Below are 19006 nucleotides of genomic sequence, written 5' to 3'. Positions count from 1 at the left end.
TAAACGTGTGCTATCCAGGTCGGATCAGGCCGGATATACGGAGTGCTCACGTTCAGCCATAACACCACGCTCACGCTCGGGCATGACCTTTCGCATATCCAGCATTGGGACCACACCGCTCTGCTTCGCTTGCCTCGCTCTCTGGTCATCAACCAGCTGCTTCAGCGTAATCGCGCCAAGGTGATCGAAAATCAGATCATTAAGCTTTATCCACAAATCGTGTGTCATGCATTTTTTGTCATTGTGGCAATTTTCCTTTCCGCTGCATTGTGTTGAATCCATCGGCTCGTCCACCGCAAGGATGATCTCGGCAATCGACACTTCCGCCATGTCCCTGGCAAGACAATAACCACCACCCGGGCCGCGCACACTGTCGACAAGCGCGCGTTGCCGCAGCTTGGCAAACAGTTGCTCAAGGTAGGATAGCGAGATTTGTTGACGCTGGCTGATTTCAGCGAGCGTCACGGGATGCGCGCTACGCTGCATTGCAAGATCCAACAGCGCCGTTACCGCAAACCGTCCTTTAGTTGTTAGCCTCATGATAAGCTCCTCTTTACTCTCGTAAATTCAATCAATAGAGATATTAAACATAGCGGATCCAGCCAGTACCTCAGTTAGTACCTTTATCAATACATGACTGATTTAGTCAACTATAAGATACCTGATCGATTTAGTCAACTATATTTTACCGGAAAAACGGGTACCGCCGAATACACTTCGTTCATCCGGATTCGCACGTGTCGGGTGCAGTGGTGGCCACCGAACAGCATGGAATGTGTGGGGATATGCCGCAAAACTTTGCGATCCGCCATAGCAAGCGCCATGAGATGCAGGTTCAGTGGTTAGGGAATCAGGAACGGTATGCTCTTGAGCACACAACGTTTAGCGGCGCCGGAGTCTCATATGAGATTTGACCAATTCTATTGCCTGGTAGCGAAATCGATTGCCATCGGTATCTTTCACCCACATATGCAGCAAGCCAATAAAAAATAGATGCGTATCCGTCGCTAATTGAGAAGGATCATGGGATGCATGCAATTGCTTGCGAGCTTTTGCACGCTCATAAACCAGTTTAAGCTTTTCCTCGATACCGGAGCAGTTTGATAAAATTTGCCGCAAAACGGTAGCGAATTCGTCCACATATTCACACTTGATCATCATGATTTCGTAAATCTGCCGTGTCTCGATACTATCAGTCAGGTTCTGGATAGTGCCGCATAAAAAGTTTTCTACACACGCAAGCGGATCTTCAGAGCGTTCCACCAGCAAGGTATCGTCCATGCGATCAATGAGTGGTAGAAATACCTGTTCGCGCATCGCCTGAAACAAGGCGATTTTATTGTTGAAGTGCCAATAGATGGCTCCGCGCGTAACGCCCGCCTGAACGGCAATGTGCTCCATCGTGGTGCGACTGACACCGCGCGTCAGAAATACCTCGCGTGCCGCCTGAATAAGACGTTGCCGGGTTAATTCCGCGTCCTCCTTAGTTTTTCGGGCCATCGTGCGAGTGAATTCCTTATTGACTATTTACACCAATAGATTTTTGTGTATAATTTACATACAAACACGAATGTATGCAAGTATTCCGTTTTGATCCGCTTAGTTTGGTACGGATTTGGAACATTGAGTTTATCCGGTATGGAGTTAAAAATGGCAGTTCCCAGGCATTATAAGAATAAATTTCGTAGTTCATGGGTAATTCACTCAAAATTAGTCATTGCGCTGGTAATGGGCGTTGCGTTGGGCGCATGCGGCAAAAGCGATCAGACGGCCAGCCAATCTCAGGTCGGCACGGCGCTTCCTGTCAGCGTGGTCGAAGTACAGCCCACCAGCGTGCCGATCAGTGCCGAAGCCGTTGCACAAACCGAAGGTGCCAAGGAAGTCGAAATACGGCCACGCGTTGGCGGCATTTTGCTCAAACGCCTGTATGAAGAAGGCACCGCGGTAAAAGCGGGCCAGCCCATGTTTCAGATTGATCCCGTACCCTATCAAAATGCCCTGGCCCAGGCAAGGGCGCAACTTGCTGAACAAAAAGCCCGTATCAAGCAGGCCGAGCGGGAAGAAAACCGTTTGCGTGATTTGCTGGATACGCAGGCTATCAGTCAGCGTGAATATGACAACGCCGCCTCTGACAGTGCAATCGTCAGCGCTGCCTTACAGCAGGCCGAAGCACGTTTACGCGATGCCGAACTCAATCTTTCTTATACCACCGTGACAGCGCCGGTAAGTGGTATATCGGGCCGCTTCCAATTCTCTGAGGGCGCACTGGTGGAAGCCAACGCCAGCCTGCTGACTACGCTGGTTCAGCTATCACCCATATGGGTGCGCTTCAGTCTTTCCGACAGTGAACTGGCACAGCTTGGTGGCCACCTGAATGAAGAAAATGTACAACACGTTGTGCTGGTATTGCCAGACGGGACGGAATACGAAAAGAAAGGCAAGCTGAATTTTGCCGCCAGCCAGATCAACCCGGCGCTGGGTACACAACAGTTACGCGCGACATTTGAAAACACCGATCAGCGGCTGCTGCCAGGACAATTTGTCCGTGCACGCGTCATCACGGGTGAACGCGATGGGGTCTTTCTCGTCCCCCAGGTTGCGGTGCAGACATCCGATCTGGGTAAAAGTGTCTATGTAATGAATGAGAAAAACGAGGCGACGGTACGGCCGGTAGTGGCGGGCCGCTGGATAGGCAAGGATTGGGTGATTCTTGAGGGACTCAAAGCCGGTGACAAGGTTATTGTCGATAACATTATCAAACTGCGTCCTGGTACGCTTGTGTCATCCCATGCGCCAGGAGGAGCGCCTGCGGCACCGTTGGTTGAAGCCCCTGCTCAATCCCCTGCCCAGTCCGACCCCGATAAGCAGACGTAGGCGGGAATCTCATGACCAGATTCTTTATTACCCGGCCGATTTTCGCATCAGTATTGTCCATCATCATCGTGTTGGCAGGGCTGGCAGCCGCAATGCAACTGCCCATCGCCCAGTACCCCCAAATCGCGCCTCCCACCGTGTTGATCACCGCGACCTTTCCCGGTGCGAGTGCTGATACCCTGGCTAAAACGGTTGCCGCCCCGATTGAAGAGCAGTTGAGCGGCGTCGATAATCTGTTGTACTTCAGTTCCAGCGCCGACTCCAGCGGTACGCTAACTATCACTGCGACCTTTGAGGTCGGCACCGACGTCGACCAGGCAACTTTCAACGTAAGCAATCGTGTCAATATCGCCTTGCCGCGTTTGCCGGATGAAGTCCGCCGTACCGGCCTGGTAATTCAAAAGCGTTCCAATGACATTCTGCTGGTCTTTATGCTGATCTCCAAGGAGAAAGGAAAATACGACCCGCTATATCTAAGCAATTACGCCACGCTTAATGTGCTGGACGAGCTAAAACGCACTAAAGGTGTGGGTGACGCGCTAGTGTTTGGAGGGCAGGACTACTCCATGCGCATCTGGCTGCGCCCTGACCGTATGGCGCAATTAGGAGTGACCACAACAGACATCGCCGTGGCTATTCGTTCACAAAATGCACAATATGCCGCCGGCAAGATAGGCCAGGAACCGGCACCGGCGGATCAGCAACTGGTTTATACGGTTAACGCCAAAGGCCGCCTGCTGGAACCCGAGCAATTCGGCAATATCATTTTGCGGGCCGAGGGACCCCAGGGTGTTCTCTATCTCAAGGATGTCGCCACGATCGAACTCGGAGCGCTAAGCTATGACGTGCGTACGGCATTGAACGGTCAACCCGGTGCAGGTATCCCTATCTTTCTGAAACCCGGCGCAAACGCGCTCGACACGGCCAACGCACTGATGGCCAAGATGGAGGAGTTGAAACAGTATTTTCCGGAAGGAATGGATTATGTCGTGCCTTACGACACCAGCATATTTGTTAAGGCCTCGATGTGGGAAGTGGTCAAAACACTCGGTGAGGCGATGATCCTCGTTGTTCTGGTTGTATATGTTTTCCTGCAAAGCTGGCGCGCTACGCTGATTCCCCTTATCGCAGTACCCATTTCCCTGATCGGTACCTTTGCCGGCCTGTGGGTGTTCGGCTTTTCCATCAATACGCTCACCCTGTTTGCCATGGTGCTGTCTATCGGGATCGTGGTGGACGATGCGATTGTCGTGCTGGAAAACATCGAACGTTTGATGGACGAAGAAAAACTGTCGCCGATGAAAGCCGCCATCAAATCGATGGAGCAGGTTGCCCGCGCCGTCGTGGCGATTGTATTGGTGCTCTGCGCGGTATTTGTGCCCGTGGCTTTCATGGGCGGCATTGCCGGCGAGCTATATCGCCAGTTTGCGGTGACAGTCGCTGTCGCGGTCACCATCTCGGGTGTGGTAGCCCTGACGCTCACGCCCGCATTATGCGCGATCCTGCTGAAACATACGCATGGCGAGTCCGCGTTCTTTCGCGCATTTAACAACGGCTTCAGCCGCCTGACCCATTTTTACATCCGTATGGTCAGCACCACCTTGAAACACAAGATTATTGGGACATTCGTATTCACAGGTATCATCGCCGTTGCACTCTACCTGATTAAAACAGTTCCTGACAGCTTTGTGCCGCCTGAAGATCAGGGTTATGTGGTGACCGCAACAATCTTGCCTGACGGTGCAACACTGGCTCGAACAACCAGAACCGCCGAAGCGGTGCGCGCCGCCATCGCGGAGGATCCGGCTGTTGCCCATGAGTTTGTGGTCAATGGCTTCGACCTTATTGGCGGGGGCAATAAAACCAGCTCGGCTACCATGTTTGTTGCATTTAAAGACTGGTCCGAGCGCACCTCCACAGCGGAGGACATTGTCAAAAAGCTGTCTGGTATCGGCATGCAGCAGTCTGACGGCATAGCGATTGCGTTTAATCCACCGGCCATTCGTGGTCTGGGCACTGCGGGAGGCTTTGAAGTCTATGTACAGAGCCGCGCTGGCGCAACTCCCGTGCAATTATCGGGTGTCGTGAACAACTTCATTGATGCACTCAATCAGGAACCCCGTCTTGCCGGTATAGCCACTTTTTTCCGTCCTACGGTACCGCAATTCTTTATTGAAGTAGATGAAGCCAAGGCAATTTCACAGGGGGTATCGATTGCCGATCTGTATGCCACCTTGCAGAGCACCATGGGTTCGCTCTATATCAATGATTTTAATAAGGCCGGACGCACCTATCGCGTACAATTACAGGCAGAACCTCAATACCGCATGAAGCCAGAGGATCTCGGCAGAGTATACGTGCGGTCACAATCCGGAGAGATGGTGCCTATGTCGGCACTCAGCACAATCAGCACCATTGCAGGCGCAGAGCAACTGGAGCGTTACAATGGCCTGCTTTCCGCGAAAGTAATGGGAGGCGGTGCGCCGGGTGTAAGCTCGGGCGACGCCATCAAACTGGTGGAAGAGATTGCGGCAAAGAATTTACCGGATAATTATCAAATTGCCTGGACAGCACAAGCCTATCAGGAAAAACGTACCGGTTCGGCGGCAATCCTTGCTTTCAGTTTCGCCATCATCATGGTGTTTCTTATCCTGGCGGCACAATTCGAAACCTGGACGTTGCCGCTGGCCGTAATCATGGCGGTGCCTTTTGCGTTGGTTGGCGCCCTGCTTGCCGTTTTAATTCGCGGGATGCCCAATGATATCTATTTTCAGGTAGGCCTGATTACGCTAATAGGGCTGGCGGCAAAAAATGCTATTCTGATTGTGGAATTTGCCAGTCAGAAAATGAGGGAAGGCATGCCGGTTGCACAAGCCGCAGTTGAGGCCGCGCGTCTGCGCTTTCGCCCGATCGTCATGACTTCCATGGCTTTTGTGCTGGGTATCGTGCCGCTCGTGATCGCCACGGGAGCGGGAGCTGCTGCCCGCCGCTCCATGGGTACCGGTGTGTTTGGCGGAATGATACTTGCGACCTTTGTCGCCACCATATTCATTCCATTGTTCTTTACCTGGCTTACCGGCAAGCAAACGGAGAAGCGGGTTAAAGATGCGCAGGCAGAAATGACATGATGCCACATTCAAGATTACCCCATCCGATAGCGGTGTCTACCTTGGTCAGCGGTGTTAAATCGATCGTTGCGGCCATTGCATCTTCCGCTACACCCGGAAAATTAACAGTGGCGGCTCTTTCATTGAAGACAGGATATCACCGCCGAATCCGCATACTGTTGTTACTTCCGAGCCTTCTGTTAGCATCCTGCGCCATGGGACCGGACTATTTCCGGCCTCCTATCGACACCGCCGAGAAGTTTCGTATGGCAGAAACGGAAGGGCAGTCCATCGCCAACCTTCCCTGGTGGGAGCTTCTTCAGGATGAAGAGCTTCAGCGGCTCATCAACCAGGCCTTGCTCGAGAATAGGGATCTCAAGCAGGCGGTGGCGAGCATTGAGGAACTCCAGGCCCGCCTGAGCATCGCTCGCATGGATTTTCTTCCCAAAATGGACATAAGTGCCAACGCCCCGGCATTTGGCACGCTCGGCGGATTTCTTCGCCCCGGTTTTCCGACACCCTACAGTTATTTCGGCCAGACGACCCTGAATTGGGAAGTGGATATCTGGGGCAGGCTCCGCCGCTCCAATGAGGCCGCCCGCGCCGACCTGATGGCACGCGAGGAGAATCGCCGGGCGATAGTGCTGACGTTGGTAAGTTCGGTGGCACAGTCCTACTTCGATCTTTTGCAATTTGATATGCAGATGAGTATTGCCCGGCGCGCCCTATTGTCATGGGAAGAATCGGTTGCCATTTCCCGGGCACAACTGCGAGGAGGCGTGATTTCCCGCCTCGATCTGGATCAGTTCGAAGCGGAGCGGGCCAACGCCGCTACCCGAGTGGCGCAAGTAGAGCGGCAGTTGGTTCAGAAGGAAAATGAACTGAGTGTACTGCTCGGAAAAAACCCGGTGCCGATTATGCGAGGCCACTCGCTGACGGAGCAGCTGATGCCGCCGGAAGTGCCCGCCGGGCTGCCCTCCGAGCTGTTGCAACGGCGCCCTGATATTCTCCAGGCGGAACAAACCTTGGTGGCGGCCACCGCCAGAATCGGGATGGCCAAGGCAGCGCGATTTCCCAAGCTCTCGATCACCGGTTTTCTGGGGGTAGCCAGCCCGGCCTTGTCAAATCTACTACTCTCCGGCAGCGAGTTTGGAGTGGGCGGACTGGGGCTGGCCGGCCCATTGCTGAATGCGCAAAGCCTGGGGTTCGACCAACGGGCAGCTGAAGCCCAGGCGAGGCAAGTATTGGCCGAATACGAGCAAACCATCCTGGTGGCATTCAAGGAGGTGGAAGACGCCCTGGTGGCTATTCGCACCGCCAATGATCAGCGCAATGCGCAGCAGGAGCAGGTCGAAGCGCTGCGCTCAGCGTTGCGAGTGGCCGACCTTCGCTACAAGGGGGGCATTACGAGCTATGTGGATGTGCTCCTTGCCAAGCGCTTGCTTTTCGAGGCCGAATTTGCTCTCACGGCTACACACCGTTTGCATCTGGTGTCCGTCGTTCAACTCTACAAGGCCTTAGGCGGAGGTTGGATGCCGGGATGATCGATGCCGCGTCATCGACGGCCGCGAACGGAAGGTTTCTTTGGATTTCTACCTGAATCCGATTTCCCAAAAACTGAAATTTCCGATAACACCTTGAATGCCATAAATCTTCTTTCCAGGATTTCATTTTCTCCGGGATAATCCAAGAGCCATGCATATGTACTTGACAATCCAATGGTTAATAACGCCGGCCATCAGAGATAGGGCTGTCATTGTTCGCATGAATGCCGGGCTACTTCTGATGCTTCCGATTCTGCTTGCCGGTTGCTCAGAGAAAGCGCCCCCTCCCTCTCCACCCGTCCCTCAAGTAGAAGTCATTACCGTCACCACTCAAACGGTCCCGGATGAGCCGGAGTTTATCGGGCAAACGGAGGCCTTTCGCCCCGTGGAGATTCGGCCGCAAGTAACCGGGATCATTAAAAAGGTCTTTTTTACCGAGGGCCGAAATGTCAGGAAGGATGACCAGTTGTATCTCATCGATCCTGTGCCCTTCAGAGCCATTTACCTCAGTGGCAAAGCCAGGGTGGCCCAGGCTCAGTCCCAGCTCGTCCAGGCTGAGCAGGACTTAGCTCGCGTGAAACCGCTTCTTGAGGAACAGGCCGTCAGCCGAAAAAATGTCGATGATGCCGTAGCGGCAGTGCTGGGCACCAGGGCCGCACTGGAGGCTGCGCAAAGCGATCTGGTCAAGGCAAAATTCGATCTCGACAACACCCTCATCACCGCTCCCGTGAATGGCCGCATCGGTCGCAGCCATTTCTATGAAGGCAGATTGATCTCCGCCCAGACGACCCTTCTGACCACCATTGATCAACTGGATCCCATGTACGTCAATGTGAGCGTTCCGGAAAGCTACCTGCTCCGGCGCCGCCGCGAACTCGCTGAACATAAAGTCCAGCGGCCGGATATTTTTCAATTACGCGGCGTGATGACCTTTTCTGATGGGAGTGTATATCCCGGGGAAGGAATACTGGATTTTGCTGGTGTTACCTTACGGTCCGAGACGGGTATGCTACAGGCGCGGTTTATGTTTCCCAATCCGGAAGGGGGATATTCTCCCGGGCAGTCCTACTTTTATCCTGGACAGTTCGTCAAGATTCGTCTCAAGGGTTACATCCGGACCGGCGCCATGCTCATCCCGCAGCGGGCCGTTCAGCAGGGGCCCAAAGGATCATTCGTATATGTGATCGATGCAGAAGACAAGGCCGAATTTCGTCCGATTCATGCCAGTTCGTGGCGTGGGAACGAATGGTTGATCGAAGACGGTCTCCATTCTGGAGAACGGGTGGTCGTGGAAGGTTTTCATCGCGTGCGGCCAGGCATTCAAGTGAGCACCATTCCATACCGGAATGGAAAGACTTCTTCGAATGACCGTCCAGAGGAACAAGACGCGCAAAAGACACCATGAGTCCCCATTTTTTCATTGATCGTCCAATTTTTGCATCGGTCCTGTCCATCATTATTGTGGTCGTCGGCCTGGTCTCGTTAAAGACGCTGCCCATCGCACAGTTTCCACAAATTACGCCGCCCATGGTGCAGATTGACGCGGACTATCCTGGTGCCAGCGCGGAAGTCGTCGCGGAGGCCGTGGCGCGTCCGATCGAGGTACAACTCCCCGGTATCGATAACCTTTTGTACTACGATTCCACCAGCACGAATGACGGGCATATGACGATGAGGCTCACGTTCGAAATTGGAACCGACGTGGATATCGCACAGGTCCAGACACAGAACCGGCAGCGCCTTGCCGAACCACAGTTGCCGGACGAGGTCATTCGCCAGGGCATCACCGTTAAAAAGACATCACCGGATCTGCTGGCGGTCATTGCGCTGAGCTCCACCGACCCCAGGCATGACACCGTTTTCCTCTCAAACTATGCCCTGCTTCGAATTCTCGATAGCGTCAAACGGCTTCCGGGTGTCGGGGACGCCACCATCTTTGGCGGCCAGAACTATTCCATGAGATTGATTCTCGATCCCGTCCGGATGGCGCAACTCGATCTCACGCCGACCGAGGTTGCGGCAGTCGTGCGTGAGCAGAACCGGGATTTCCCGGCGGGAAGAATAGGCCGTGAGCCCACGGCTCAGGGCACGGAACTCACCATCCCGGTCATTACGCGCGGCCGAATGAGCGAGGTAAACGAATTCGAGGACATGATCGTGCGAGCCTATCCGGATGGCTCCATGGTACGAATGCGGGATATCGCGCGAGTAGAACTGGGCGCCCAATCTTATGATCTTGAAGGCCGATGGAATGGAAAGCCCAATACGTTTCTTTTGACCTTTCTTGCGCCGGGAGCCAATGCGCTCGACACCGTCCAGCGGGTTCGCGAGGAAATGGACAAGCTCACCAGGAGTTTTCCTGCGGGGGTGTCCTACGATATCCCCTACGACACCACTACCTTCATCGAAGTTTCCATCAAGGAGGTCGTGAAGACACTCGTTGAAGCAACCCTCCTGGTCATCCTGGTCGTTTTTATTTTTTTACAGAGCTGGCGTGCAACACTCATTCCAGCCATCGCCGTTCCCATTTCGCTCATTGGAACGCTTGCCGGCATGGCGGCGCTGGGATTTTCGATTAACACACTAACCCTGTTCGGCATGGTCCTGGCCATCGGCATCGTGGTGGATGATGCGATCGTGGTGGTGGAGAATGTTGAGCGGCACATGACCAAGGGCGGCCTGTCGCCCAAGGATGCGGCCAAAAAGGCGATGGACGAAGTGACCGGGCCGGTCATTGCAATCGTCCTGGTGCTGGCTGCCGTGTTTGTACCGGTTGCTTTTCTGGGTGGAATCACCGGTGAACTATACAAACAGTTTGCAATTACCATCGCCCTGTCGGTGGCCATTTCGGGATTCGTGGCGCTTACCCTGAGCCCCGCGCTGTGCGCCCTGGTTCTCAAGCCGGGTCACGGCCAGCCCAAGGGAATCTGGAAAATGTTCAACCGGTCGTTTGACTGGGTTCAGACCCGCTACGTGGGGACTGTTGGAGTCATCCTGAAACGATCGGTGATAGCCCTGGTAGTCTTCGGAACGCTGATAGCGGTCATCCTGGGCCTGTTCAAAACCATTCCGGGCAGTTTCCTTCCGGAGGAAGATCAGGGCTACTTTATTACCATCGTCCAGTTGCCGGATGGCGCCTCCAAGGCACGAACGATAGAGGTACTGAGTAAAATCGAAAGTTACTTCCAATCGATTCCCGCCGTTCACTCGACAGATACACTGGCCGGGCAGAATTTTGTTTTCGGGACGCGTGGGACGAATCAGGCAACGATGTTTATCCCGCTGCATCATTGGGATACGCGCAGGAATGCCGAAGAGCAGGCGCCCGGCCTTATTGCAGCGGCTTTTCAGGAATTTGCCAAAATCCCCGAGGCTTTAATCCTTGCTTTTAATGCCCCCTCGATCAGGGGCCTCGGTTCCACGGGAGGTTTTTCCCTCCAATTACAGGATCCCAGCGGGGGCGATTTTGCCGAGTTCGCCGCCGTCGCTGAGGAATTTGTAGCCAAGGCGACAGAACATCCGGCGATCGCGGCTGCCAGTACGAATTTCCGTGTGAGCGCCCCTCGTCTCTATGCCACGGTAGACCGGGAGCGGGCAAAGGCGCTGGGGGTGCCCATTTCCGAAGTCTTCGATACCATGCAAGCTTATTTCGGGAATCTGTATATCAACGATTTCGTAAAATTCGGCCGTATCTATCGGGTGCAAACGGAGGCTCTTCCGGAGTATCGGTCCAGCCCCGACGATATCAGCAAGGTCTATGTGCGCGCCCAGAATAACGAGGGGCGCACCATGATTCCGCTGGACTCGGTCGTCACCACCGAATTTACCAGCGGACCGGACCCGGTCACGCATTTCAACGGGTTCAACACCGCGCTTGTACTGGGAGGCGCCGCACCAGGATACAGTTCAGGACAAGCGCTTGAGGCATTGGAACAGGTAGCGAACGAAATCCTGATTCCCCGGGGCTACGCAATCGATTGGAGCGGGATATCGTTCCAGGAGCATAAAGCGGGAGGACAGTCCATCCTGGTGTTTGCCTTCGCCCTGCTCATGGTCTTTCTGGTACTGGCCGCCCTGTACGAAAGCTGGTCCATTCCATTCGCGGTCATTCTCGCAATACCATTTGGAATTTTGGGTGCGTTGCTGGCCATATGGACGCGGGGGCTATCCAATGACATCTATTTTCAGATCGGACTGGTGACGTTGATCGGGTTGGCAGCAAAAAATGCAATCCTGATCGTCGAGTTTGCCAATCAACGATATGCAGCGGGAGTGTCACTGGCTGACGCTGCGCTCGAAGCGGCACGTCTCCGTTTTCGACCTATTGTTATGACTTCCCTGGCCTTTATTCTGGGCGTGTTCCCCCTTGTGGTGGCTTCCGGAGCTGGTGCGGCGAGCCGGAACTCCATTGGAACGGGCGTGTTTGGAGGAATGCTGGCCGCCACATTTCTAGCCATCTTTTTTGTGCCGCTTTTTTTTGTGACCATTGGAAAGATCGTGCGACGAGGTAAGGGTTCAACGGCTGAAACTCAGCGGGTTTCAACTGAGGTTGCTTCCTCCACAAAAGAAGAATCATAAATGTGCACCCGACAGGAAACGGCATGATGCAACACCATAATAAAGTCAGCATTCTATTAATCTCCAGCTTGCTCCTGGCATCTTGCGCCATGGGACCCGACTATTTCCGGCCTCCTATCGACACCGCCGAGAAGTTTCGTATGGCAGAAACGGAAGGACAATCCATCGCCAATCTTCCCTGGTGGGAGCTTCTTCAGGATGAAGAACTTCAGCGGCTCATCAACCAGGCCTTGCTGGAGAATAGGAATCTCAAACAGGCGGTGGCGAGCGTCGAGGAACTCCAGGCCCGCCTGCGCATAGCCCGCATGGATTTTCTTCCAAAAATGGACATCAGTGCCAATGCACCTGCGATGGGCACCCTCGGCGGCTTCCTTATTCCCGGTTTCCCGACACCCTTCAATTATTTTGGACAGACGACCCTGAATTGGGAGCTGGATATCTGGGGCAGGCTCCGCCGCGCCAATGAGGCAGCCCGCGCCGATCTGATGGCACGCGAGGAGAATCGCCGGGCGATAGTGCTGACGTTGGTCAGTTCGGTGGCACAGTCCTACTTCGATCTTTTGCAATTTGATATGCAACTGAATATTGCCCGTCGCGCCCTGTCGTCGTGGGAAGAATCGGTTGCCATTTCCCGGGCCCAATTGCAAGGCGGGTTGATTTCCCGCCTTGATCTGGATCAGTTCGAGGCGGAGCGGGCCAACGCGATGGCCAGAGTGGCGGAACTGGAACGGCAAATGGTACAGAAGGAAAATGAACTGAGTGTACTGCTCGGAAAGAACCCGGTGCCGATTGTGCGAGGCCACTCGCTGACGGAACAGCTGATGCCGCCGGAAGTGCCGGCTGGGCTGCCTTCCGAGCTGCTGCAACGGCGTCCCGATATTCTCCAGGCGGAGCAAACGCTGGCGGCGGCCACCGCCAGAATCGGGATGGCCAAAGCAGCACGATTTCCCAAGCTCACGATTACGGGCTTTCTGGGGGTAGCCAGTCCGGCTTTATCCAATCTGCTGCTCTCGGGAAGCGAGTTTGGGGCGGGCGGACTCGGGCTGGCCGGCCCATTGCTGAATGCGCAAAGCCTGGGGTTCGATCAACGGGCCGTAGAAGCCCAGGCAAGGCAGGTGTTGGCACAATATGAACAAACCATCCTGGTGGCATTCAAGGAGGTGGAAGACGCCCTGGTGGCTATTCGCACCGCCAATGATCAGCGCCAAGCACAGCAGGAGCAGGTCGAGGCGCTGCGCTCAGCGTTGCGTGTGGCCGACGCTCGCTACAAAGGAGGCATTACGAGCTATGTGGATGTGCTACTTGCCAAGCGTAATCTGTTCAATGCCGAATTTGCCCTCACGGCAACACACCGTCTGCATCTGGTATCCATCGTTCAACTCTACAGGGCTTTGGGGGGAGGCTGGTCACCAACCTAGTGGGCCTCTATTTTGCCACTCCTGTTAAGCTTGGCATCAACTCAGGCGCTTCCTTCAGCAAGAACGTCCTGAATGCCTGAGCCACGCTTGAAAGACGCTTATTTTTCCGGTGCACCACGTGCCAGTGACGCATGATAGGAAAGTCCTGTACATCCAGAATTCTCAGCCGCTTGGTCTCCAGCTCCAGTTCGGCGGTGTGCAATGACATGATACCGAGCCCCATTCCCGCCTGCACCGCCTGTTTGATCGCTTCGCTGGTATCGGTTTCCATGCCTCGGTTAATAGAAATATGATGTGCCATAAAGAAGCGCTCCATGGCTCCACGTGTGCCGGAACCGGGCTCGCGCACCAGGAACGTTTCCTGTTCCAGTCTTTTTACCGGAATCTGGCGAACCTTGCATAGCGGGTGATCCGGGGGAGCAATGACCACAAGCGGGTTTTCCATGAATGAGTCAGTGGCGATGTCCAGGCCATCCGGCGGCTGGCCCATAATGGCGAGATCGATTACATTGTCGGATAATTGCTTCAGCACCGTTTCCCGATTGGAAACATTAAGGTTGACGGTAATGCCGCTGTAGCGTTGGCAAAACCTGGCCAGAAGGTGCGGGGCAAAATAATTGGCGGTGCTTACCACCGAGATATGGAGCTTACCCCGCTCGAGACCCTTCAATTCATCCAGCGCAAGTTCCATATCGGCCAGTTGCTGGGAAATCGCCCGGCTATAATGATCAAGCTCACGTCCGGCGTCAGTCAGATAAATTTTCTTGCCCAGTTGCTCAAATAGGGGCAAACCGACATTGTCCTCTAATTGTTTGATTTGCATGGAAACCGCGGGTTGTGTTAGGAAGAGGTCTTCCGCCGCGCGCGAAAAGCTCAGGTTGCGGGCAACCGATTCGAAAACTTTTAATTGTCTTAGAGTGAGATGCAGCATAATCTATTCTTGCTCAGATAGATCTTGAGTAATTACCTATAAGCAAAATGTTATCATAACAATCAAAACATGTGACTGTTGTTTATAATAATTCCGATTAGAATTCCTTCTGTACTACCTTTATCTACCCTTACGAGGAGAATTGACATGAGTGAAGAGCTAACTGGCAAGGATCGCTATAAATCCGGTGTACTGCCATACAAAAAAATGGGTTACTGGGATTCTGATTATGTACCCAAAGAAACTGACGTCATTGCTTTGTTCCGTATTACACCCCAGGAAGGGGTGGATCATGAAGAGGCCGCCGCCGCTGTTGCCGGCGAATCTTCCACCGCCACCTGGACTGTGGTATGGACTGACCGGCTGACCGCCTGCGAACTCTACCGCGCCAAAGCCTACCGTTCTGAACTCGTGCCCAATACCGGTCCTGGCACCAAGAACGAAGCCCAGTATTTCGCCTACATTGCCTATGATCTGGACTTGTTCGAAGGAGGCTCCATCGCCAACCTGACCGCCTCCATCATCGGCAATGTATTTGGTTTCAAAGCCGTGAAAGCGCTACGTCTGGAAGATATGCGCATCCCGGTCGCTTACCTGAAAACCTTCCAAGGTCCCGCCACGGGTATTGTGGTAGAGCGCGAACGCCTCGACAAATTTGGCCGGCCGTTGCTGGGCGCCACCACCAAACCGAAACTGGGGCTCTCCGGCCGCAACTATGGACGTGTGGTGTACGAAGGCCTCAAGGGTGGTCTCGACTTCATGAAAGACGACGAGAACATCAATTCACAGCCCTTCATGCACTGGCGCGACCGTTTTCTCTACTGTATGGAGGCGGTTAACAAGGCTTCCGCCGCTACCGGTGAAGTCAAGGGCCATTACCTGAACATCACCGCGGGTACCATGGAAGACATGTACGAGCGCGCCGAATTCGCCAAGTCGCTGGGTTCGGTCATTGTCATGATTGACTTGGTAATCGGCTATACCGCGATTCAGTCCATGGCCAAATGGGCGCGCAAGAACGACATGATTCTTCACCTGCACCGCGCCGGTAACTCAACCTACTCGCGCCAGAAGAATCATGGCATGAACTTCCGTGTGATCTGCAAGTGGATGCGGATGGCGGGTGTGGATCACATTCATGCCGGCACTGTCGTTGGCAAGCTCGAGGGTGACCCGCTCATGATCAAAGGCTTTTACGATACCCTGCGCGATACCCATACACCGCAAAGTCTCGAACACGGCCTGTTCTTCGATCAAGACTGGGCATCGCTGAACAAGGTCATGCCGGTTGCTTCGGGTGGCATTCACGCGGGCCAGATGCACCAGTTGCTGGATTACCTTGGCGAAGATGTGATACTGCAGTTTGGCGGTGGCACCATCGGTCATCCGATGGGCATACAAGCCGGAGCGGTTGCCAATCGCGTTGCACTGGAAGCCATGATACTGGCACGTAACGAAGGTCGTGACTACGTGAAAGAAGGTCCACAGATTCTTCAGGCAGCTGCCAAATGGTGCACGCCGCTCAAACAGGCGCTGGATACATGGAAGGATATTACCTTCAATTACGAATCAACCGACACTGCCGATTTCGTGCCCTCAACCACGGCCAGCGTCTAACCATACATAGGAGAAATAATTATGATGACCAATGTAGGAAATCGCGTCACGCAAGGACAGTTCTCTTTCCTGCCTCCGCTGACGGATAAACAGATTTCCGCGCAAATCAAATATGCGTTAAAGAACGGCTGGGCGATAGGGATCGAGTACACCGACGACCCCCACCCGCGCAATACATATTGGGAAATGTTCGGCAACCCGATGTTTGACCTGAAAGATCCTGCCGGGATCCTGTCGGAGATCAATGACTGCCGCAAAACTTATCCGAATCATTATATCCGGGTAACCGCATTTAACTCGGCGCGCGGGGTGGAAAGCCCGACGATGTCGTATATCGTTAACCGTCCCAAGTCAGAACCTGGCTTTGGCCTGGTACGCCAGGAAGTGGAAGGCCGTAGCATTCGTTACACTATTCATTCCTACGCAACCGATAAAGCGGAATCCGAACGGTACTAATGAAGGCTCCTCCCCTTCCTTTTCAGGGAAGGGGAACTCATCTGGGCAAAGGTGGATGGGGATGATGAATTACATTCTCCATCTACCCGTGCCCGCTCCTGAACCCGGGGTACAACTCGTTTACAAATCAGACACAACCAGCGTGCGCGTTTAATATCTTACGTACTTCATTTGTGGGGATCAAAATATGAAAAAACCATCAAAGGAACTTGCCCCCTCCGATAACGGTTCAGTTGATCTGGACGCTGAATTTCGCGCTTCCAACATCAAGGAAGTACTGGATAAGCTTGATCTTGAATTGATTGGCCTGAAGCCCGTGAAAACCCGCATCCGGGAGACTGCGGCGCTATTGCTCGTTGACCGCGTGCGCAAGAAGCTGGATCTGACCGCTGGGGCGCCCAGCCTGCACATGTGCTTTACCGGCAATCCCGGTACCGGCAAAACCACCGTGGCGTTACGCATGTCGGAGATCCTGCACCGCCTGGGTTATGTACGTGAGGGACATCTTGTTTCCGTCACTCGCGACGATCTGGTGGGTCAATATATCGGCCATACCGCGCCGAAAACCAAGGAAGTATTGAAGAAAGCAATGGGCGGCGTATTATTCATTGATGAAGCCTATTATCTTTACAAGCCTGAGAACGAACGTGATTACGGCGCGGAATCAATTGAAATCCTTTTGCAAACCATGGAAAACAATCGTGAAGATCTGGTTGTGATTCTGGCGGGCTACAAAGACCGGATGGATAAATTCTTCCACAGCAATCCCGGTATGCGTTCACGTATCGCCCATCACATCGATTTTCCCGACTATAGTGCCGATGAATTGCTTGCAATCGCCAAACTCATGCTGGCTGCACAGAACTACCGCCTCAGTCCCGAGGGCGAGAATGCATTCGGCGAGTATATCCGGCTACGAATGAAGCTGGAGCATTTTGCCAATGCGCGCTCCATTCGCAACGCCCTTGACCGGGCACGCCTGCGACAGGCCAATCGCTTATTCGGAGGAGCAAAGAAAAATCTTTCGCGGATCGACCTGATGACTATCGAGGCCGAGGACATTCGTGCGAGTCGGGTCTTCAAGGAAGGAGCGGTTGATCTGGATGGCGATGAAGGTGCGAACCAGATACCACCCGCCAACTGATTGATCTGATATAGATTCTTCAGGTGCAGTCTGGGTTGGCAGATTCACCTGAAATTCTTCGTACAGGACTTGATCCTAAAATCCAGTCCAACCTAGCACTAACTTACCTTGAACCCCCGCAATACCGGCTTTCCCCGGTATACTATTTCCTCTCCGGGCCAGTAGGTGAGGCACCCTACCCGTCTGAAAAAACCATTGGCTAATTATAACTAACCATTTGCTCCTTTCTGGCACTTCTGGCGATGGCCAAGCTCGCGAATATCGCCGTACTCCCGGTTCTGAAAGAACCTTTCGCCATACGCTACCATTCCCAAATGCTGCATCAGGTAAAGGACTTGAGTTGTAGTCTCGCAACAGCATGCGGTGGGCTTATAGCGATAATTCCGCTACTGACGGTATATTCTCCTCTAGCGCTGGGACAACAATCAGTGCCAAAACAGCCGGTGCGGAGCGAACCCGCCTCAGCCCCGCAGACGGAAATAAACGATTCCGCGGAAGAGCATGATGGCCCGGCTCGGGAGCGTCGTATCTTTCCTCGGCTGGGACCTCAGCACCTCACGTCGGAGCAGCGGGAAGAAGCGGAGCATCTCAGACAACAGGCCGCCAAGTTCGGAACCGACCCCACGGCGATCGTGGGACGGGTACAGTTCACCTCCCAATACATTGATGCCCCAGAAGGCGGGCGAGTCCTCTTTGGCGCGGGCCGTGTCGATCTACCATTCCAGCGAAATTACGTGCTCAGCATATCAGCGCCGTATGTGAGTACGAGCATTCCAGGTCGTTCGGGTACCATGACCACGCAAGGCTTCGGTGACCTTTCCATCCTGACTGCATGGCGTGCGTACAATACGCCCGAATACGCCGTGCTGCTCGGCGTGATAACGACATTACCCACTGCTGAAGATGCGCGATTGGGCCTTGGCAGGTATACGGTCGGCCCGACCATCGCCACAGCCCGATTTCTTCCCAGATGGAAATCCTTGCTGATAGGGTCAATTACACAGCAAATCTCCGTTGCCGGTGATTCTGTGAGAAATCCTGTCAATCTTTCGAGAGCAGTGGTTCAAGTCAACACGATTTGGGCCGACAAATGGTGGACCATCGCGCAGGCCGCGTGGCAGGTCGATTGGGAACGAAGCACGGCCGGCAGCATGGTCCTTGAACTCGAAGTCGGCCGGAATGTAGTGGGGAAATTAGGAGTATTCGTACGTCCGGGTATCGGAATTTTTGGACAGAATCTTCGCGGCGCCTATGACTGGAACATCGAAGGTGGAATTCGCTATATGTTCCCGAGCTTCTAGCCAAATGTTTCACTCACCCCTCCAACTACCAATTTA

Annotated in this window: 13 protein-coding genes; 10 read left to right on the top strand and 3 right to left on the bottom strand. The window is 53.9% G+C overall.

The window, feature by feature from the left end:
* Positions 1–24: 24 nt before the first annotated feature.
* On the bottom strand, positions 25–540 hold the full coding sequence (locus tag BLO43_RS05245) for an Rrf2 family transcriptional regulator (protein ID WP_090906159.1): 516 nt from the start codon (positions 538–540) through the stop codon (positions 25–27).
* A 342-nt stretch (positions 541–882) separates the two neighbouring features.
* Positions 883–1500: a TetR family transcriptional regulator gene (locus tag BLO43_RS05240; RefSeq protein WP_074631429.1), complete on the bottom strand. Its 618-nt coding sequence runs from the start codon at positions 1498–1500 to the stop codon at positions 883–885.
* A gap of 150 nt (positions 1501–1650) precedes the next feature.
* Here BLO43_RS05240 and BLO43_RS05235 point away from each other — a divergent pair, with 150 nt between their 5' ends.
* The 6 genes from BLO43_RS05235 to BLO43_RS05210 all read left to right on the top strand — a co-directional run bounded on the left by BLO43_RS05235 (position 1651) and on the right by BLO43_RS05210 (position 13521).
* On the top strand, positions 1651–2874 hold the full coding sequence (locus tag BLO43_RS05235; protein WP_090906158.1) for an efflux RND transporter periplasmic adaptor subunit: 1224 nt from the start codon (positions 1651–1653) through the stop codon (positions 2872–2874).
* A gap of 11 nt (positions 2875–2885) precedes the next feature.
* Entirely contained in the window at positions 2886–6002 is a 3117-nt protein-coding gene (locus tag BLO43_RS05230) for an efflux RND transporter permease subunit (RefSeq protein WP_090906157.1), read from the top strand.
* Positions 6003–6109: 107 nt separating this feature from the next.
* On the top strand, positions 6110–7525 hold the full coding sequence (locus tag BLO43_RS05225; RefSeq protein WP_302847679.1) for an efflux transporter outer membrane subunit: 1416 nt from the start codon (positions 6110–6112) through the stop codon (positions 7523–7525).
* Positions 7526–7766: 241 nt separating this feature from the next.
* Positions 7767–8930, top strand: a complete 1164-nt coding sequence (locus BLO43_RS05220; protein ID WP_254773340.1) for an efflux RND transporter periplasmic adaptor subunit — start codon at positions 7767–7769, stop codon at positions 8928–8930.
* Complete coding sequence (locus BLO43_RS05215; protein ID WP_090906156.1) at positions 8927–12103, top strand: multidrug efflux RND transporter permease subunit; 3177 nt, start codon at positions 8927–8929, stop codon at positions 12101–12103. Before BLO43_RS05220 ends, BLO43_RS05215 begins: the two co-directional genes overlap by 4 nt.
* 23 nt (positions 12104–12126) lie before the next feature.
* A complete protein-coding gene (locus tag BLO43_RS05210; RefSeq protein ID WP_090906155.1) occupies positions 12127–13521 on the top strand; it encodes an efflux transporter outer membrane subunit in 1395 nt (464 codons plus the stop codon).
* 7 nt (positions 13522–13528) lie between these two features.
* Here the strand turns inward: BLO43_RS05210 and BLO43_RS05205 are convergent, their stop codons facing one another.
* Positions 13529–14452, bottom strand: a complete 924-nt coding sequence (locus BLO43_RS05205; protein ID WP_090906154.1) for a LysR family transcriptional regulator — start codon at positions 14450–14452, stop codon at positions 13529–13531.
* Positions 14453–14599: 147 nt separating this feature from the next.
* On the opposite strand from BLO43_RS05205, the gene BLO43_RS05200 reads away from it, so the two are divergent.
* The 4 genes from BLO43_RS05200 (at position 14600) to BLO43_RS05185 (ending at position 18970) form a co-directional block, all read left to right on the top strand.
* Complete coding sequence (locus BLO43_RS05200; protein WP_090906153.1) at positions 14600–16069, top strand: ribulose-bisphosphate carboxylase large subunit; 1470 nt, start codon at positions 14600–14602, stop codon at positions 16067–16069.
* A gap of 21 nt (positions 16070–16090) precedes the next feature.
* Positions 16091–16525: a ribulose bisphosphate carboxylase small subunit gene (locus tag BLO43_RS05195; RefSeq protein WP_090906152.1), complete on the top strand. Its 435-nt coding sequence runs from the start codon at positions 16091–16093 to the stop codon at positions 16523–16525.
* A gap of 187 nt (positions 16526–16712) precedes the next feature.
* Positions 16713–17669 (top strand): CbbX protein, encoded by a 957-nt coding sequence (gene cbbX, locus BLO43_RS05190; RefSeq protein WP_090906151.1) that lies wholly within the window; start codon positions 16713–16715, stop codon positions 17667–17669.
* 242 nt (positions 17670–17911) lie between these two features.
* Positions 17912–18970: a transporter family protein gene (locus BLO43_RS05185; protein WP_090906150.1), complete on the top strand. Its 1059-nt coding sequence runs from the start codon at positions 17912–17914 to the stop codon at positions 18968–18970.
* Positions 18971–19006 lie beyond the last annotated feature (36 nt).

It is taken from the genome of Nitrosospira sp. Nsp13, assembly GCF_900101945.1.
In the GTDB taxonomy this organism is placed as follows: domain Bacteria; phylum Pseudomonadota; class Gammaproteobacteria; order Burkholderiales; family Nitrosomonadaceae; genus Nitrosospira; species Nitrosospira multiformis_D.
This window is presented reverse-complemented; position numbering and strand designations above follow the sequence as displayed.